This is a genomic window from Auritidibacter sp. NML100628 (assembly GCF_003185985.1).
GTDB lineage: Bacteria > Actinomycetota > Actinomycetes > Actinomycetales > Micrococcaceae > Auritidibacter > Auritidibacter ignavus.
In genome coordinates, this window is record NZ_QHLP01000006.1 from 1 (window position 1) to 17316 (window position 17316).

Here is a 17316-nt window from a genome sequence, read left to right on the forward strand (position 1 = left end):
AGGCACGTCGAGGTCTTTCAGATGGCTTGTGTAGGAACTTCCATCATCGGAAGGCCTCGACCTCTATCCAGCTATCGACGCGCCACTTCCCCGAGACCCCCGTCTACACCCTCGATTGTGAAGAGCCGGTAGACGTGACGTAGTCCTCATCGGTAGTGTGAACTCATGGGACTACATGGACAATTTGATCAGATCACGACAGACGACCTGAAGGCCATGGCCAACGCCGAGGGGCTGAAAGTCTCGATTTTTCTCCCCACGAATCCGACCCACCACACGTCTTCTGAAACGGCGACCCGCATCAAGTCGGCCGTCAACGAGGCCAAGAAGCAGTGTGACGTTGCCATTGATCAGATCGTGGCGCCGCTGGAAGACCTGGTGTCTGATTCTGATTTCGTCCGCGAGCAGTCGGAGACGCTCGCGCTCTTTGCGGCCGACGGTTTCTGGCGGGCCTACCGTCTCGGCGTTCCGGTCACCGAATACGTCCACGTCAACCACCACTTTGTCCTGCGACCCATTGCCGAAGCGCTCACCGAGTCATCAGCGTTCTACATTCTGGCGTTAGCGCAGAATAAGGTGCGGCTTTTTGATGCCACCAAGGACACCGTCGAGGAGCTTCCGCTGCGGCACGTTCCCGAATCCCGTGAAGAATGGGAATCCGATGACCGCAGTTCCGGCTACACGCCCGGGGTGCGTGGCAATGGGAACAGCAACTTCGAAGTCGAACAACAAAAGTTCTTACACGATGTGGGCGCCTCGCTGGGTGATGAACTCGGCCGCGCGCGATCCCAGCCACTGGTCGTGGCCTCCGTGTCGGAGCTCGTCCCCGAGATTCGAGGCTATTCGTCGTACCCGGTAGTGACCGAGGAATTCCTGGCCGGTAACCCGGAGGCCAAATCCGGTGCCGAACTGCGCGATGCGGTCTGGGACCAGATCATCCGCCCACGCTTCGCCTCCGCCGATGATGCCGAATATGAGCGCTTCGCCAATGTAGCCGGTACGGGTTTGGGCGAAACCCAACCCGATGTGATTCGCGATGGAGCGGTCGAAGGACGGGTGGACCGACTCTTTATCAACCCGGCACTGTCGGCCTCAGACGGCACCGGTCAGGTGAACACCGCCATTCTGCATACGCTGTTGAATTCCGGACGGGTCATCATCATTTCCGACGGTCGCGTCGAGAATGTTGCTGCCTTGATGCGGTATTAACCATGTCTAGCCTCACGCTGGCGGCTCGGGCCCTCGACCGGATCCCTGCTACTGTACTGGACCGAGTTGTCCCTGCTCTGACGAATCGCTCGGGGGACCGGATGGACTCCGATGTTCGTCTTTCTCTGGCGGTTCTCAACCTCGCCACGAAAGACTTCTCCGATCTCCCGGTAGATCAGGCCCGCAGGGAGATCGAGAAGGAAGCGGCCGCCGGCGACCCAGGAAGTCCGGCCGTTTTAGCTGTCAGCACCCGGTATGTGGGCGGAGTACTCGCGCGGATCTACTATCCGATTGGAGCTCAGATCCCTCGTCCCGCTGTGCTCTACGCTCATGGGGGTGGCTGGACCCTGGGATCGACGCGCAGTCACGATTCGACCGCCCGGTTCTTGTGCCATCGTGCCGAGGTCATCGTGATTAGCCTGGAGTACCCGCTCGCCCCGGAACACCCTCATCCGACGGCGCTGTTGGCCGTGAACGACGCCCTGGATGCCGTCCTGGAAGGCCAGGTTCCCGGGGTGGATCCGCATAAGGTGATCATTGCCGGCGATTCGGCCGGTGGGCACCTAAGTGCGGCGGTATCTTTGCTCAGAGCGGATTCAGGTAGCTCACAGCCAGTGGCACAGATGCTCTTTGTGCCGGTAACTAACCTGAGCCGGCTGGATACGGTCTCATACGACGAATTCGCACGCGGGTACTTCCTCACGCGCAAGCACATGCGATGGTATCGCAACCACTATCTGGGTTCTGAACTGGAGTTGGCCACCGACTGGCGCGTTTCTCCATTGTTGGCGCCACCTGAGTTGCTGGCACGCACCGCACCGGCCTACGTGTCAGTGGCCGGATTTGATCCACTGCGCGACGAAGGTCTCGCCTATGCTCAGGCTCTACGTGAGGCCGGAGTGGAGACCACACTGCGGGTGAATTCCGGACTCTTGCACCCCTTCGTCAATTCCTTGGGCGTCTGGCGTGGCGCACGTGAGGCAATGCACCACGCCGTCAGGTTCATGCGCGACCTTTAACGCCTCGGCACCGTCCCGATTCAGAACGGTGCCGAGTGCGTGTGAGAATTAGCCGCGCTGTTCCTGCTTCTTGGCCCGACGGTAGCGGTGCAACAATGGTTCGGTGTAACCGTTGGGCTGGGTGGCCCCTTCAACGATCAGCGCACGAGCGGCCTGGAAGGCGATCCCGCCCTGACCGTTGGGCATCAACACCTCGTAGTTCGGGTCGCCAGCGTTCTGCTCATCGACCACTGTAGACAGGCGAGCCAGAGATTCATCCACCTGCTCCTGAGTGACAATGCCGTGCTCGAGCCAGTTGGCCAGTAGCTGAGAGGAAATCCGCAGGGTGGCGCGGTCTTCCATCAGGGCCACGTCGTGAATATCGGGAACTTTCGAGCAACCCACGCCCTGGTCGATCCAGCGCACCACATAGCCCAAGATGGATTGGACGTTTTCGTCCACCTCGGCCAGGCGCTGCTCATCGCTGAGCTTCTCGGGCTCACCCAGCGGGGGCTGGAGCAACGGCTCGAGGGACTGGGCCTGACGCTGAGCGATCTCGGACTGGACCTGAAAAGCATCTTCCAAGTGGTAGTGCAGGGCATGTAATGTGGCCGCGGTCGGTGAGGGCACCCAGGCGGCGGTGGCTCCGGAGCGGACGTGACCGATCTTCTCCTGAAGCATATCGGCCATCAGATCCGGCTTGGCCCACATGCCCTTACCAATTTGGGCGGTACCGCGGAAGCCGGCCGCCAAGCCAATGTCGACGTTGGAGTTTTCGTAGGCCTTCAGGAAGGGCTGAGCCTTCATATCGGCCTTGCGCACCACGGCACCGGCGTGCATCGAGGTGTGGATCTCATCTCCGGTGCGATCCAGGAATCCGGTGTTGATGAAGAACACCCGATCGCTGGCTTCGTTGATCGCGGCAGCTAGGTTGACCGAGGTACGACGCTCCTCGTCCATAATGCCGATCTTCAGGCTGGTTGCGGGCAATCCGAGTAGCTGCTCGACCCGGCCCAGGGTCTCCACGGCGAAAGCAACTTCGGCCGGACCGTGCATCTTCGGTTTGACGATATACAGCGATCCGGTCGACGAATTCCCTTTGCCGGAGCGCAGGTTCGGCACGGCCACCAGCGAGGTGATAATCGCGTCCAAAATACCCTCGGGCACCTCATTGCCCTCGGCATCCAGCACAGCATCGGTGGTCATCAGGTGGCCCACGGTGCGCACCAACAAAAGCGATCGGCCCTTCAGTGAGATGGTGTCGGTGCCATTGGCGGCGGTGTAGTGGCGGTCATCGGCCAGCACGCGGGTGAAGGTCGTGCCGTTTTTGGTCACCTCTTCACTCAGCGTGCCGTTGACCAGCCCGGACCAGTTGGAGTAGCACAGGGTTTTATCTTCGGCGTCTACCGCAGCCACCGAGTCTTCCAGATCGATGATCGAGGTCACGGCAGATTCCAGCATGATGTCCTGGATCCCGGCGCCATCGGTGGAGCCAATGGTGCCCGAAGGGTCGAAGTCAATCTCCAGGTGCAGGCCGTTATGGCGCAACAACACCGTCTCGGGCCGTTGGGGGGATCCGGTGTAGCCGATGAAGCCCTCTGGATTAGCCAGCTCGGTCTCGGTCCCGTTCGACAACGTGACTTTCAGGGCACCCTCAACCACCCGGTAGCCGGTGGAATCAGCATGAGATCCAGCGGTCAACGGGGCAGCGAAATCCAGCAGTTCGCGACCCTTAGCGATCACCGCAGCACCGCGAACCGGGTTGTAGTCTCCCACCGGTTCTTTCCCCTCAGACTGATCGATCGCATCGGTGCCGTAGTAGGCATCGTAGAGCGAACCCCATCGGGCATTGGCGGCGTTGATGGCAAAGCGGGCGTTGCTCACCGGGACCACCAGCTGCGGGCCAGCCTGGTGGGTGATCTCCACATCCAGGTTGGTCGTGGTGGCCTTGACCTCGTCGGGGGCCGGCAACAGGTAGCCGATCTCTTCCAAGAATGCGCGATACCTCGCAGCGTCGCCGACGCCGTTGTGCTCGCGGTAGTAGGTGTCCAGCTGCTGCTGTAGCTCATCACGGGTGGCTAACAGCGCCTGGTTCTTCGGGGTCAGATCGGCGAAGATCTCAGCCACCCCGGACCAGAAGCTCTCGGCGTGTTGCTCAGCAGCCGGTAGCGCGTGGGTTTCCACGAACTCCAGCAACTCATCGGCCACCTGCAGTCCAGCACGTTCGGTGTAGTTTGGTTGAGTCACGGTCAGTTCTCCTTATCTGTCGCGTCAAAGATGGCGCCGGGGTTCATGATGCCCAGCGGGTCCAGGGCGTCCTTAATGCGTTGGTTGAGTTCCATGATGTCCTCGCCGAGATAGTCCTGCAACCAGGGTCGCTTCAGTCGCCCCACTCCGTGTTCGCCGGTGATGGTCCCGCCCAAACCGATCGCCAGGTCCATAATCTCTCCGTAGGCCTGGTGCGCTCGGGCCTGTTGCTCTGGATCGGTGGGATCCAAAACCACCAGCGGGTGAGTATTGCCGTCCCCGGCGTGAGCCATGGTCGGGATGCTCACCTGGTGCCGGGTCGCGATCTGGTTGATCCCCACCACCAACTCGCTAAGTTTCGGCAGAGGCACGCCGACGTCTTCTAGCAACACCGCACCCATCCGTTCAATAGAGGGGATCGCGACTCGACGGGCGGTGACAAAAGCCTCGCCTTCCTCAGGATCATCGGTACAGAAGGCCTCGGTAGCCCCCTGCTCGGTACAGATCGCTTCCATCCGCTGGATTTCTTCCACCGCCGAGGCAGTCGATTCATCGGATTGGGCAATCAGCAACGCTGCAGCCTGATCGTCCAGTCCCATGCCGGTAGCGGCGTTGACGGCCTGGATGGTGGCCTGATCCATGAATTCCAGCATGGAGGGGCGCATTGTCTGGGTGATCTGTTGCACCGCCTGGGTCGCCGACTCCAGGCTCGGGAAGGTGGCCACCATCGTGGTGGGTTGTTTTTGGTGCGGGATCAGGCGCAGATGGACTTCGGTGATCACGCCGAGGGTGCCTTCCGACCCCACGAACAGCTTGGTCAACGACAGCCCGGCCACGTCTTTGATGCAGGGGCCACCGAGCGTGATGATCTTGCCATCGGCGAGCACCACGGTCATCCCCAACACGTAATCGGTGGTGACCCCGTATTTCACACAGCACAAGCCTCCGGCATTGGTGGCCACATTGCCACCAATGGAGCAGATCTCGAAGGAGGAGGGGTCTGGTGGGTACCACAGCCCGTGCTCTGCCGCGGCGGCCTTGACCTCGGCATTCAGCGCCCCGGGGCCGGCGGTGACCGAACGTGTTTGCGGGTGAACCTCGATGGAGTTCATCCGTTCCAGCGAGAGCACAATACCGTTGTCCACGGCGGTAGAGCCACCCGAGAGGCTGGTTCCGGCACCCCGGGGTACCAGGGCAATGCGGTACTTGGCGGCGATGGTCACGATCTGTTGGACCTGCTCGGTGCTGGTCGGACGCACCACAACCAGAGGGGTACCGGCCTCAGGGTCGTTCGCCCGATCCCAGCGGTACGACTCGATGGTGGCCGGATTGGTCACCAGCACGTCAGCAGGGAGTTGCTGCTGGAGCTCTTCAAGCGCAAGACGTTCCATCGGTCCCCCTGAGATGGAGTTCACGGGCAGGTGTGACGAAATGTACTCTAGCCCACCTCGCGTATTTGTGAAAGTTCTTTTCCGTATCGTGGATATTAGCCACGCGTTGCGGCGACACGTGCGATGCGCCAGGCGACTCGCTGGAGTAAGGGCACGGCTCGTTCTTTGAACGCAGCATCCACCCGGGTCACCGGACCCGAGACAGAAATGGCCGCCGGGGTCGGCAAGTCCGGGACGGGGACGGCAAAACAGCGCACGCCGAGTTCTTGTTCTTCGTGGTCGGTGGCGTATCCGCGAGCGCGGACGGTGCGAATGTCGTCGAGCAGTTCGGCGACTGTGGCAGGGCCCCGTCCGGTGGGCTGGTGGATCCCCGCACGGGCGAGCAATTGTTCGATCTGCTCGTCTGGTAGCTGAGAGAGCATGGCTTTTCCGACACCGGAGCAATTGGTGTGGACGCGCCGACCGATTTCGGTGAACATACGCATACTTTGAGCGGAGGGAACCTGGGCGACATAGGTCGCCATATCGCCGTCCAGCACAGCCATATTGGTGGATTCCTGAACGGCATCGGTGACTTCGGCGAGATAGGGTCGCGCCCAAGACCCCAACTGTTGTGAAGCGAGGTCACCGAGCCGGATCAGACGCGGTCCCAGCCCATAGTGCTTATTCGGCAAGTGCCGAACGTAGCCACTGTGGGCCAGGGTCTTCAACAACCGATGAATCGTCGGCAGCGGGAGTGCGGTCTGCTCGGCTAGCTCGGACAGCGAGATCTCACCGCCGGCACCGGCAATGTGCTCCAGAAGGAGGAAAGCCCGCTCCACCGATTGGACGCCGTTAACCATTCGCGCTCCCTTCCAGTCAGTCCGCGGAACGATAAGTCCATATTGCGGAAACTTTACCGGAAGGGAGCGCGATGTGAGCGAGAACGCAGTCTTACTTATCCTGAGCGTTGACCTCGACGAGGATCTTCACTTCCTCATCAGCGTGGTCACGCAACTGGTTGAAACCCTTTTCCACGATATCTTCGGGCTTGATCACTGAGGAGATGAACTGCTCGAGGTTCACCTTGCCGGACTTCACGAGCTCAATAGCTTCTTCGTGGTCACCGGCGTATCCGAAAGAAGCACCCACCGAGTGCTCCGAGAGGGTCAGCTTGTTGGTGATATCCAGGTCAACGGCCTTGGTGTGCACAGCGACGACCTCGAGATGGCCGCCTGCGCCCAGGGAGTCCAGCATTTGTTCGAAGACCACCTGAGCACCGGCGCAGTCAAAGGCCACGGCGGCACCGGCGTTGTCGGTCTTGTCCTTGACGTAGTCGACAAGGTCCTCTTCGGTCGGATCGATCACGGCGTCGACGTAGCCGGCCTTCTTGGCGAATTCCTTCCGCTTGGCCGACACCTCGGAGGCAATCACATGAACGCCACGCGCCTTCAGCACGGCGGCGACCAGCTGGCCCACCGGGCCCATACCGCCAACCACCGCGGTCTGACCGGACTCCACGCCGGACTTCTTCACAGCGTGTAGCGCTACAGACAGCGGCTCGATCAGCGCAGCCTGATCCAGGGGCAGGTCACCGACCTGGTGAACCCACTGCTTGTCCACGACGAGCTGTTCCGCCAAGCCACCGCCGTTACCGGAGATGCCGTGGCTACCGGCCTTAGTGCACAGGTTGTACTGACCAGACTGGCAGGAAAAACATTCGCCACAGACGATGACCGGTTCAACAGCAACGTGATCGCCGGGGCTGATGCCTTCCACGTCGTCAGCAACCTCGGTGACGACGCCGGAGAATTCGTGGCCGAAGACGATCGGCAGGGTGTCTCCGGTCAGGGGGTGCTTTTCGTCTGCGGTCGGTGCCGGCGGTACCGGACCGTTAAAGTACAAGCTCAAGTCCGAGCCGCAGATACCGTTGTATGCCGGGGCAATTTTCACGGTACCGGGAACCAACTCTGGCTCATCGATTTCTTCGTTGCGTAGATCTTCTTTGCCGTAGTACAGTACTGCCTTCATCACTTTGCTCCCTTTGTCGTATTTGTGAGTTGTGATGTGGACTCGCTTTCAGCGTACTGACGCCCGTCGGGTAAGTCATACGGGGGTAACCGCCGGTAACGTGATCTACCTCACTACTGTGTTAAGCTAGGGAAACCCGGTCAGCGCAGGACTTTCCACGGCCTCTTATAAACATATGCGTAAATGTGCATGTCAGAGCCGAATGGGAAATTCTGCGACTCGGCCACAGCGAGCGAAAACTCCGCAGATTTTCGGTCTGAGGTGCGTTTTGACAGCTCAAACCGACCTCGCGAGTTCCGCTCTTTGCTAAGACTGTTGATTTTTGAGATACCTGCGTGGATCTCGTCATGTTGGTGAAAGGAGACCTCCTCACCATGACCGCTACCCCACCCGCATCCGTGCAATCGTTCGTCCTCCAGGACCGTGAACCTCGGCTACGCCCCGAAGTGCTGTCACTGGATGCGCCCCGAGCTGATGAGGTGCTGGTCGAGGTGGCCGCGTGCGGTGTTTGCCATACCGATTTGCACGTGCTCAAAGACGAGGTGGCATTCCCTCGCCCGGCGGTGTTAGGACACGAGATTTCCGGGGTGGTGCTGCAGGTGGGAGACCGGGTGACTCGCGTGAAACCTGGGGACCGGGTCGCCTGTAGCTTTATCATGCCGTGTGGACGGTGCCGACACTGCGAGCGCGGGATCTCCGAACTCTGCGAGGTGTTTTTCACACAGAACCGACTCAACGGTCACCTCCTGGATGGGACCACCCGGCTCCACCGTGCCGACGGCTCTCAGGTGGCCATGTATTCCATGTCGGGTCATGCCGACCGCGCGGTGGTGCCGGTCAATGCGGTCTTCCCGCTCCCGGATGAGGTGTCACTTCAGGATGCCGCGATCCTCGGGTGCAGTATCTTCACCGGCTACGGTGCGGTCTACCACGTCGGCGAGGTAGGACCCGGCGATGACGTGGTAGTGGTCGCTGCCGGTGGGATCGGTTTGAGCATTATTCATCTTGCCCGGGCTGCCGGGGCTACCAACATCATTGCTGTGGATATTGACGACGAGAAGCTTGCGCTCGCTCGGGAGCTGGGTGCCACTGCGACCATCAATTCCACCGTAACTGATCCAGCCACGGTGGTGACCCAGCTGCTGGGACACGGCGCCACGGTGGTGTTTGAGGCGCTCGGTTCGACCCCCACCACCAAGCAGGCCGTGGATCTGGTGGATGACGGCGGTCGCGTGGTGTTAGCAGGTATTGCCCCGGCCGGTCATCTCTTGGAGGTCGAAATCACCAAGCTGGTCCGTCGCAAGATCCAGATTCGTGGCTGCTTCGGCGCTCCTCCGGCCCAGACGATGCCGAAGGTCATCGAGCTGGCGGCTACCGGCGCACTTGAGTTCTCGAAACTGATCACCAACCGTTACCGCTTTGACCAGATCGATCAGGCGTATCAGGACCTGGCGAACCGGAAGATTCGAGGTCGTGGCGTGGTGCAGATCGGCGGTGAACACACCAGGGCGATGTGACAGTTCGTGACAACACCCTTCTGCCATGGTGTATCCGTCGTTACGATACAGGCATCACTGACCGGACCTGCTGACACACTCAAAGGAGCACCATGACGGTTTTTGATAATGGCCTGCAGTCGATTTCCTTATCCGATCACGAACGCACGGCTCTGGCCGAACTTGCGGAGTTCCCGCTGTATGAGGCGATCATCGGTCGCCGATCTCGGCGGTTTCCGGTCGGCGGTGAGATCCCGGACGGGGTATTAGCCTACACCTCCTCGCAGGCGTCTCGTCCCCTGACCAATCTCCAACGGGCGTTGGTTTTAGCCACCGTAACCGGTCAAACCGGTTGGCACTTCGGCATTACTCGACACCCCGGCTACCAGCCCCAGTTTCCCAACTACAGTGGCTCGGCTATCGGCCGAACTTTCCCCTCAGCAGCCGGGTTTCACACCACCCAGTTCTTCTTCACCGATGACTCCGGCACCTACTATCTGCCCACCCGCGATCAGCCGCTGGAGCACAGCTGGGAAGGCGCGAGCCCCGCCGAGACCGACCAGGTCGAAGCGACACTCAACGCGGTGTTAGCTCGGGCGGTCAAGCTCAACGACGAGCGACTGTATTTACCTCGCAAACAACCCTATTTCGAGGGGCATAACACCTGGATTGGCAACTGGCCGGGCTCACTGTTGGTGATTCCGGTCGCGGACTTAGCCCAACAGACGCTACTGAACATCGCCTTCTTCTCCCAGAACGGATACGTGCTCTTCGACGACATCAACGATCGTCCGATTCCCGGATTGGAGAAATTCGAGCACCGGCTGGACCACTTCGACGACCCACAACCGCTGAGCTTCGTCGAGCAGTACTCACTGGCTGAAGCCAGTGCCGAGCTGATGACATCCAGTTATGTTGGACATCTGGCATTGGGGGCCATCGGACTCGGCGGGTGGAGCTTTGACGGGATCGACCGGCTCTCGGTGCTGGGTGCATCCGGTGAAGCAGAGGTGCCGGGACTGAGCTTCCGCTACGACCAGGATGAGCGCTGGGCGATCCCGAACCCCACCGGACGTGAGGGTGTATTCGAGTCCTTCACCCGCCCGCATTTCGGCTCGATGACTCAGGCCGTGCATGCTCTGGCGGAGCGGAAGTTTGGGGTCGGCGGACCATTCCACCCGGACACACCGGGGCCCTGGAAGGACACGCCACGCGTGCGTTCAGCAGCAGCACCGTTCGACGAGGAGTTTATCGAGTTGATCTCGATCCAGGCCGAATATATCGACGAGACCTTCGGGAAATTCCCCGGCACGGTTCCGTCAGTGTGGATTATGAACTATCTCCAGGCTCAGCACCTGGATACTGACTTCTACGACGAGAAGTTTTCTCCAGGTGCCTACCTTGAGACCCACGCGCGCGAGCAGCAGCGCTGGGAGAGTTAGTTCAGCATCCGGCGGTTCTGTCGAATCGCCATGAATGCGCCCAGCAGGAGCAAGACGATACCGACAACCCCGAGCGGAATACCCACCGCACCGGTCGCAGCCAGACCATCCTGAGAGCTACCGTCCTCTCCATCCTGGCCTGCGGCCGGGACGCTGTCGTCGCCCTCCGGTTGCTTTTGACCGGGCTGGTCAGACTCAGTGGTCTCGTCCGTCGGCTCTTCAGTTGGATCGTCCGTCGGACCACCGGTCGGGTTCTCAGTCGGTTCGTCCGTCGGCTCCTCAGTCGGATCGTCCGTCGGACCACCGGTCGGGTTCTCAGTCGGTTCGTCCGTCGGCTCCTCAGTTGGTTCTTCCGTCGGTTCGTCCGTCGGACCACCGGTCGGGTTCTCAGTCGGTTCGTCCGTCGGCTCCTCAGTTGGTTCGTCATCCGGGGCACCGCACTTCAGGGTGCCAGCGCGCAATGAACCGGACTCGAACCCATCGGCGAACCACCAGACCGGACGTTCACCGTCAACGCAGTAGTCCATGGTGGAGATGGCGAAGCCCTCGTTGTTGAGGTTCTCCATACCAGCCGGACGCTGGACGTGAACCACCTCCGGAGTGTCGGTGCCATTGAAGGTCACCTTGGCGTGAGTGCCTTGGTATCCGTCATCAGCAGCAACCCACAGCGTATCGGTATCCACGTCGTAGTGCAGTCCCATCGCGCCACCGATCTGAGGATCAATGACCGTCACCAAAGTAGTCTTGCCTTCCGGTTCCAGAACGAAAGCATACAGCTTGCCGTCGTTCTCCAAAGCGGTGAAGAACAGCCCGTTGGCGATAGCGTTCGGGTGGTTTGCCGGATCGTAGAGCACCGATCCGTCTTCAGCCTGGGAGAGATCAACGATCTTGTCCTTCACAGCGTCGTTGGAGATCCATTCGACAGCTTCAATGCCCAGGTTGGCATTGACACTGGGCAACAGGTCGGTCAGATCCCACTGAGCACTGGCGACCACATCGGGGCCGGGCTCGTTGGGATCAACCTGCAGGATGGTGTTGTAGTTGGTCCCTTTATCGCTATTGTCACGCTCGGAGGCAATGTAAACCATGCCGTCGCCGTCAACGGTGATGCCTTCCGCATCTGGGCCAGCGGCCTCCGGGTTGTCAGCATCCTGGATAAACCGGGCACGCTTGCCGTTTTCCCATCCTTCGGCGTATTCCACGGAGCCGTCCTGGTGGGCAACCAGCTTCCAGAAGATGCCGGTGCCGTTATCTACGGCCCACAGGTGACCATCAGCAAAATCCAGACCGGAGGAGTCGGTCAAGAACATCGGTTCCTCATCAATCACACGCGGATTCGGGTCGCCGGGCCATTCAATGACATTCGGGATGCCGTGGCACTGGTTGACCGCGCCGGGGGTGGGCTTCTGAGTGTTGGCGAATTCACCGGTAGCATCCGGGCAGCGACCCCAGGTCTGCTCAGCGTGAGAGCTCCAGCTGGTCGACTGAATCAACCGCTCGCCGTCAAAGATGCGCACCTCGTCATCGCCACCGAGACCGAAGTCCAGGTTGTCGATCACCAGGTAGCTCTCGGGCTCGATAATGGTGCCCTCGGCGATGGTGTAGTCACGCTCTTTGTCGTCCATCACGCCCAGGCCGGAGACATCCAGCTTCTCAGCCGTGGGGTTGTAGAGTTCGATCCAGTCTTCGCCACCATCGGCGTCGGAGGATTCAACTTCGTTGAGCACCACGGGGTTACCGCAGGCGTTGGGCTGACCCTTGGTGGAAACCGGGACGTCGATCAGTTCACCATCGCAACGGGCCAGTACGCCCTCGGCGTGCTGGGTCCAAGAGTGCTCGTCGACGGTGTTGCCGGCGGCATCGCGGATGGTTGCGGTGTCGTCGGAGCCCAGGCCGAAGTCGAAGTGCTCACCCTGGTCGAAGACGAACAGCTCACCGGGAGCCAGCGTGGTGCCCTCGGGCAGTGGCGTGGTGTCGTTGGCGTGACCGATGGGGTCGTTATCCATCAGCGTCCAGCCGGAGATGTTGACCTCGGACTCGGAGACGTTGCTGACCTCCACCCAGTCGGTGGCGTCACCATTGGATTCAATTTCGTTGATCACCACGGCCGGCTGAGCGCATTTGTTGGCTTCACCCGGGGTGGCATAACCCAGCCCGAAGGGTCCGGTCGCATTGGGGCACCGTGCCCAGGTGGCAGCTTGTTCATCGCCATCAATGGCCGGGTGGTTACTCCAGCTGTATTCGGTCGTCAGTTCACCTGTCTCGGCATCGTAGACGCGGATGCTGTCTCCGGATCCAATACCGATCGCTGCCTCAAAGGTGCCCTCTTCCCAGATATCGGCAGTATCGTTGTAGACCTCACCGGTGGTCTTGCTGTCGACGATCAGGTATTCACCCGCGCCCAACGTGGTGTCCTGCGGGAAGCGGAAGCGGTGGTCATCGGAGTTGTCTCGAATTTCCACACCGGAAATGTCGATCTCTTCATCACCGGGATTCAAGAATTCCAGCCAGTCAGCCGGGGAGGAATCAATCTCGTTGAGCACCAACTCGCCTGGGGTCGGAATCTCGGCAACTGGTTCGCAATTATTGGGTGCACCCAGCGTGGTCTTGGTACCGTGCTGGAACTCGCCAGTGCCGTCCGGGCACCGAGAGAAGTTAGCGATCGGGCTGGTGGCCTCGTAGTCGAGGCGATCAATTTCGGCGCCAGACGCATCGCGGAGGGAAACCGAGTCGCCCTTCCCCAGACCGAAGGAAAAGTCCTTGTCTTTGGTGAGCACCAGGAACTCGCCGGGGGCCAAGGAACCTGTCAAGTCACCTTCCCCGGGGCGATCTTTGTCGTCGTGAACGCTGTAGCCGGTCAGGTCCACCTCGGTCTCAGAAGTGTTGTAGAGCTCGATGGAGTCTTCGTAACCTTCGATGTCGTCATAAACGACTTCGTTGATCACCACAGACCGGTCGTTTCCAGGAGCGGGATCCTCGGAACCGAAGTCGTTAGCAGCGCCCTTGGTGGGGTTGGCGGTTTCGACTACGTCACCGTCAGCGTTGCGACTATAGCTACCATTGGCGTGGGTATCCCACGACACCGAATCCACCAGGGTGGTGCCATCGGGTGCGAACAGGCGTACCTGATCTTTTCCGCCGAGCCCGAAATCAAATCCTGGGTTATCAGCGGTTTTCTCGTCGATGACCAGGTATCCCCCAGCCGGAATCACCGTGTTCTCCGGGAAGACATAGGAGTGGCTGTCGTCATCGTCTTTCAGAACGTAGCCCGACAGATCGACATCCTCAGTGCCGTAGTTGTAGAACTCCACCCAGTCGCCAGGGTCTCCACCCTTCGACACGACTTCATTAATCACCACCGTGACCTCGGACTGGGCCACCTCGGCGGATGGTTGTTCAAGAGTTTCAGCGGTGGCTGTGAAGGGAGCTAGCACCAAGCCGGCACCGGTCAGAGGCGCCAGCAAGATGGTCGCCAGGACACGCTTGCGCGCAGAGAACATCGGCAGATTTCCTCTCATGAGTGATGAAGTGACCACCAGTAGTAGAGCAGATACACGAGAACCGCCGGTGACCCCAAGATTAACACCGTCGAAACCTTCACCGGAACGCAATTCGGTGGCGAACCCGTCAGTGAGTTCGCCACCGAACTGTTGTGGTTATGTCGGTCAACTCTTAGCTGTGACGCTTCCGTCGGGTGATGGTCAGCAGTAGACCCAGAGCAATCAGCACAGCAGCTACCACGCCGATAGCCAAGGCCATCGTACCGGTGCTGGCCAGATCACCATCACGGTCTTGCTGACCGGGTTGCTCGGCGTCCTGACCAGCTTCGCTGGACTCAGGCTCTGTCGACTCTGTCGCAGTCGCAGAAGCATCCTCGCTGGCCTTCTGACTAGTGTCGTCGGTCGGCTTCTCGGTTGCGCCCTCAGTAGGCTCCTGGGTGCTACCTTCGGTCGGCTCCTCAGTTGCGCCCTCAGTAGGCTCCTGGGTGCTACCTTCCGTCGGCTCCTCAGTTGCACCCTCAGTAGGCTCCTGGGTGCTACCTTCCGTCGGCTCCTCAGTTGCACCCTCAGTAGGCTCCTGGGTGCTACCTTCCGTCGGCTCCTCGGTTGGCTCGTCCGTCGGAACCTCAGTTGGATCCTCCGTGGGAACCTCAGTTGGCTTCTCCGTCGGAACCTCAGTCGGGTCTTCGCCTGGGGCTTGACCTTCAACTACGGTCACGGTACGAGTCACGGCCCGTTCGTTCCCGGAAGCATCCACAAGGGTGTAGATCAGCTCGTATTCTCCGGGTACGGCGGTATCAACTTCACCGGTGACGGTGACGTCTTCAACGGCAACGGCATCGCAACCGTCGGAAACCTCAACGCCGGCCAGCGGATCGAAGTCAGCCCCGACCTGAATCGAGGTGTCACCGGGATGAACTATCTCCGGAGCCAGTTTGTCCTTGACCAGCTCGACCTTATCGACCTGCTCACCCGTGTTAGTGAGCGTGGTCATGGTCAGCGAGCACTCCTTGACGTCCACGTTGGTGAACTGTGGAGTGTAGTTCTGGTTATTGGTGTGCTTCCACGGGGTCCAGCTAGACGGTACAAGGCTGTAGTACTTTGAACCGGAGGACGAGTTCGCGGTGATGTACAGCACCTGACCATCTTGAGGGTAGACAACGTCGTGGTCGACGTTCGGGTCATTGACGGGGGTCGCTGCGAACGTCTCAGCGTTAGCCTCGGCGTCCTCGGGGACGATCGGGGTGGTACCGTCCATCAGGTGAGTACGGGTGTAGCTGTGGTCATGACCAGCCAGCACCAGGTCGATATCAAGGTCCTTGACGATCGGGGAGATGCCTTCACGGAGGCGCCGGGTGGTGATCGTCTGCGAGTGGGTAGCTCCGGAGGAGTAGATCGAGCGGTGGAAGGTCAGCACGGTCCAGTGAGTGTCGTGAGACTCTTCAGCAATGACATTCTGCAAATAAGCCCGCAAGGCATCGTAGCTACCATCATTCAGCGGATATTCGGTGCTGATGTTCAGATGCAATACGCCGTTGTACTTGAACCAGTAGGTGCCCTCGGTCGGGTCGCCTTCCCACAGGTTGGGCTGGTGGAAGTGCTCACCATAGAGCTTCTGAATCTGGTTGCGGTTGAAGTCGTGGTTACCCAGAGTCTGGGCAGAAACCTGAGTACGCATCTGCTTCGGAGCCAGATAAGACCGGTACTCGGCCGAATCCCCAGCGTAGGTCTGCACCTGGTCACCGGCCGAGTACATGAATTGGGCCTCGGGGAACATTTCGTTGGCAGCATCCAAGGTGGTCTGCCAACCAATGCCATCCCTTTCAATATTGCCAGACGCTCCGATCTGAGCGTCGCCCATGAAGGTGAACTGGTGCTCCAAGGTGTCCTCGTAGACGCGGAACTGCTCAATATCAGTCCAGCCACCTTCCTCGGAACCAACACGATAGGAATAAACACCCGGGGTCAGACCGGTCAGGGTAGCGTGAACAAAATCTTCACCCTCAACAGCACTCGTCCTGCGCGTGACTGCCTGAACTGTCTGGGCCTCAGTCGGCATCTCAGCGTGCTCACCAGCTGCGATCTGCACGACTTCATGAACACCAGTGGCGGTGAACCAGGAGATGTAGCGCTCACTGGGGTCGGAGCCGACGCCCAGGAGCAAGGAATGCTGGGCCTGATTCGGTGAGTCCTGGCCCCCACCAGTGAGGCTCAGCTTGGTCATATCCAAGTAAATATCAGAGCTGTCGGCCCGCCCCTGGTGCAATTGAACCGCAATAGTGTTCTCCCCGGGCTCGAGGATATCTGCATCGACCTCGATCTGGCCGGTCTTCGGAGCACCAGCGTTAGAGCCACCATAAACCAGGTTGCGTCCTTCGCCTTCAGCCGCATACTGAATGCCAGCATCGTCGAAACCAGCAACTTTTTCTCCGTTAACGAAGACAGTTGCCGCGTCATCGTAGATCACTTCACCGGCCAGCTGCTTATCGCCTTCCAGCTCAGCAGCGTCAACATCGATGGTGGTACGGAAGAAAAACGCTTCATGGTTCTCTCCGGTACCCTCTTTGTACTGGTTCAGCAGGTTATCCGGAGTATACCCACCAGACAGCTCTGCTTTCTCGCCTTTCTTCGCACCAAAACTCCCGGCGCCGGTCTTCCACTGACTGTCATCAAACTCAGCCAGAGTCCAATCGGTGCGACCAGGCAGACCATCAGCAGGATCAGTGCCGTCATCAAGATAACGCCATTCAGTCGTTCCACTAGTAATAAGTTGATCTTCAGGGGCCCCAACAGCTGGAACAACGGCCGTGGCGATACCGCCCCCAACCAAAGCCAGCGTCAACAATCCACCGACCGCGCGGAAGGAAAACAGTTTCTTCAAAGCTCTCATCTCAATTCAAAGTGTGAGTTAACAGGTCTACGAGCATAAGAAAGCGCGCAATAGAAACGCACCGTCTCGATTATGGAGAAAGCGAACGAACTCTGTGTGAACTCCGGATTTAATTTGAATGCACTTTGAGTAG

General features: G+C 59.8%; 10 protein-coding genes. 4 read left to right on the forward strand and 6 right to left on the reverse strand.

Going from position 1 to position 17316, the window contains the following annotated elements:
* The first annotated feature begins 165 nt into the window (after window positions 1–165).
* Together DCC24_RS05715 and DCC24_RS05720 are read left to right on the forward strand one after the other, a co-directional pair.
* On the forward strand, window positions 166–1209 hold the full coding sequence (locus tag DCC24_RS05715) for a hypothetical protein (protein ID WP_110098966.1): 1044 nt from the start codon (window positions 166–168) through the stop codon (window positions 1207–1209).
* A gap of 2 nt (window positions 1210–1211) precedes the next feature.
* Window positions 1212–2228, forward strand: coding sequence for an alpha/beta hydrolase (locus tag DCC24_RS05720; RefSeq protein ID WP_110098967.1), 1017 nt, complete (start codon window positions 1212–1214; stop codon window positions 2226–2228).
* Between the two features lie 48 nt (window positions 2229–2276).
* Here the strand turns inward: DCC24_RS05720 and DCC24_RS05725 are convergent, their stop codons facing one another.
* The 4 genes from DCC24_RS05725 to DCC24_RS05740 all read right to left on the reverse strand — a co-directional run bounded on the left by DCC24_RS05725 (window position 2277) and on the right by DCC24_RS05740 (window position 7855).
* Complete coding sequence (locus tag DCC24_RS05725) at window positions 2277–4454, reverse strand: malate synthase G (RefSeq protein WP_110098968.1); 2178 nt, start codon at window positions 4452–4454, stop codon at window positions 2277–2279.
* Window positions 4455–4456: 2 nt separating this feature from the next.
* Window positions 4457–5845, reverse strand: coding sequence for an FAD-binding oxidoreductase (locus DCC24_RS05730; RefSeq protein ID WP_110098969.1), 1389 nt, complete (start codon window positions 5843–5845; stop codon window positions 4457–4459).
* 95 nt (window positions 5846–5940) lie between these two features.
* Window positions 5941–6687: an IclR family transcriptional regulator gene (locus DCC24_RS05735; RefSeq protein WP_110098970.1), complete on the reverse strand. Its 747-nt coding sequence runs from the start codon at window positions 6685–6687 to the stop codon at window positions 5941–5943.
* 91 nt (window positions 6688–6778) lie between these two features.
* On the reverse strand, window positions 6779–7855 hold the full coding sequence (locus tag DCC24_RS05740; protein WP_110098971.1) for a 2,3-butanediol dehydrogenase: 1077 nt from the start codon (window positions 7853–7855) through the stop codon (window positions 6779–6781).
* A gap of 374 nt (window positions 7856–8229) precedes the next feature.
* Here DCC24_RS05740 and DCC24_RS05745 point away from each other — a divergent pair, with 374 nt between their 5' ends.
* Together DCC24_RS05745 and DCC24_RS05750 are read left to right on the forward strand one after the other, a co-directional pair.
* Window positions 8230–9372 (forward strand): zinc-binding dehydrogenase, encoded by a 1143-nt coding sequence (locus DCC24_RS05745; protein WP_110099068.1) that lies wholly within the window; start codon window positions 8230–8232, stop codon window positions 9370–9372.
* Between the two features lie 92 nt (window positions 9373–9464).
* Window positions 9465–10793 carry a hypothetical protein gene (locus tag DCC24_RS05750; RefSeq protein WP_110098972.1) on the forward strand — a complete coding sequence of 443 codons (1329 nt, stop codon included), beginning with the start codon at window positions 9465–9467 and terminating at the stop codon, window positions 10791–10793.
* On the opposite strand, the gene DCC24_RS05755 is transcribed toward DCC24_RS05750, so the two are convergent.
* Window positions 10790–14293: a lamin tail domain-containing protein gene (locus tag DCC24_RS05755; protein ID WP_158524608.1), complete on the reverse strand. Its 3504-nt coding sequence runs from the start codon at window positions 14291–14293 to the stop codon at window positions 10790–10792. The genes DCC24_RS05750 and DCC24_RS05755 overlap by 4 nt on opposite strands.
* A 172-nt stretch (window positions 14294–14465) precedes the next feature.
* A complete protein-coding gene (locus DCC24_RS12550) occupies window positions 14466–17183 on the reverse strand; it encodes a metallophosphoesterase family protein (protein ID WP_110098974.1) in 2718 nt (905 codons plus the stop codon).
* Window positions 17184–17316 lie beyond the last annotated feature (133 nt).

Excerpts from the sequence above, each read along its gene's own strand:
- DCC24_RS12550 (WP_110098974.1), bottom strand. The coding sequence starts at position 17,183 with ATGAGAGCTTTGAAGAAACTGTTTTCCTTCCGCGCGGTCGGTGGATTG.
- DCC24_RS05720 (WP_110098967.1), top strand. The coding sequence starts at position 1,212 with ATGTCTAGCCTCACGCTGGCGGCTCGGGCCCTCGACCGGATCCCTGCT.
- DCC24_RS05735 (WP_110098970.1), bottom strand. The coding sequence starts at position 6,687 with ATGGTTAACGGCGTCCAATCGGTGGAGCGGGCTTTCCTCCTTCTGGAG.
- DCC24_RS05755 (WP_158524608.1), bottom strand. The coding sequence starts at position 14,293 with ATGTTCTCTGCGCGCAAGCGTGTCCTGGCGACCATCTTGCTGGCGCCT.
- DCC24_RS05740 (WP_110098971.1), bottom strand. The coding sequence starts at position 7,855 with ATGAAGGCAGTACTGTACTACGGCAAAGAAGATCTACGCAACGAAGAA.
- DCC24_RS05730 (WP_110098969.1), bottom strand. The coding sequence starts at position 5,845 with ATGGAACGTCTTGCGCTTGAAGAGCTCCAGCAGCAACTCCCTGCTGAC.
- DCC24_RS05715 (WP_110098966.1), top strand. The coding sequence starts at position 166 with ATGGGACTACATGGACAATTTGATCAGATCACGACAGACGACCTGAAG.
- DCC24_RS05745 (WP_110099068.1), top strand. The coding sequence starts at position 8,230 with ATGACCGCTACCCCACCCGCATCCGTGCAATCGTTCGTCCTCCAGGAC.
- DCC24_RS05750 (WP_110098972.1), top strand. The coding sequence starts at position 9,465 with ATGACGGTTTTTGATAATGGCCTGCAGTCGATTTCCTTATCCGATCAC.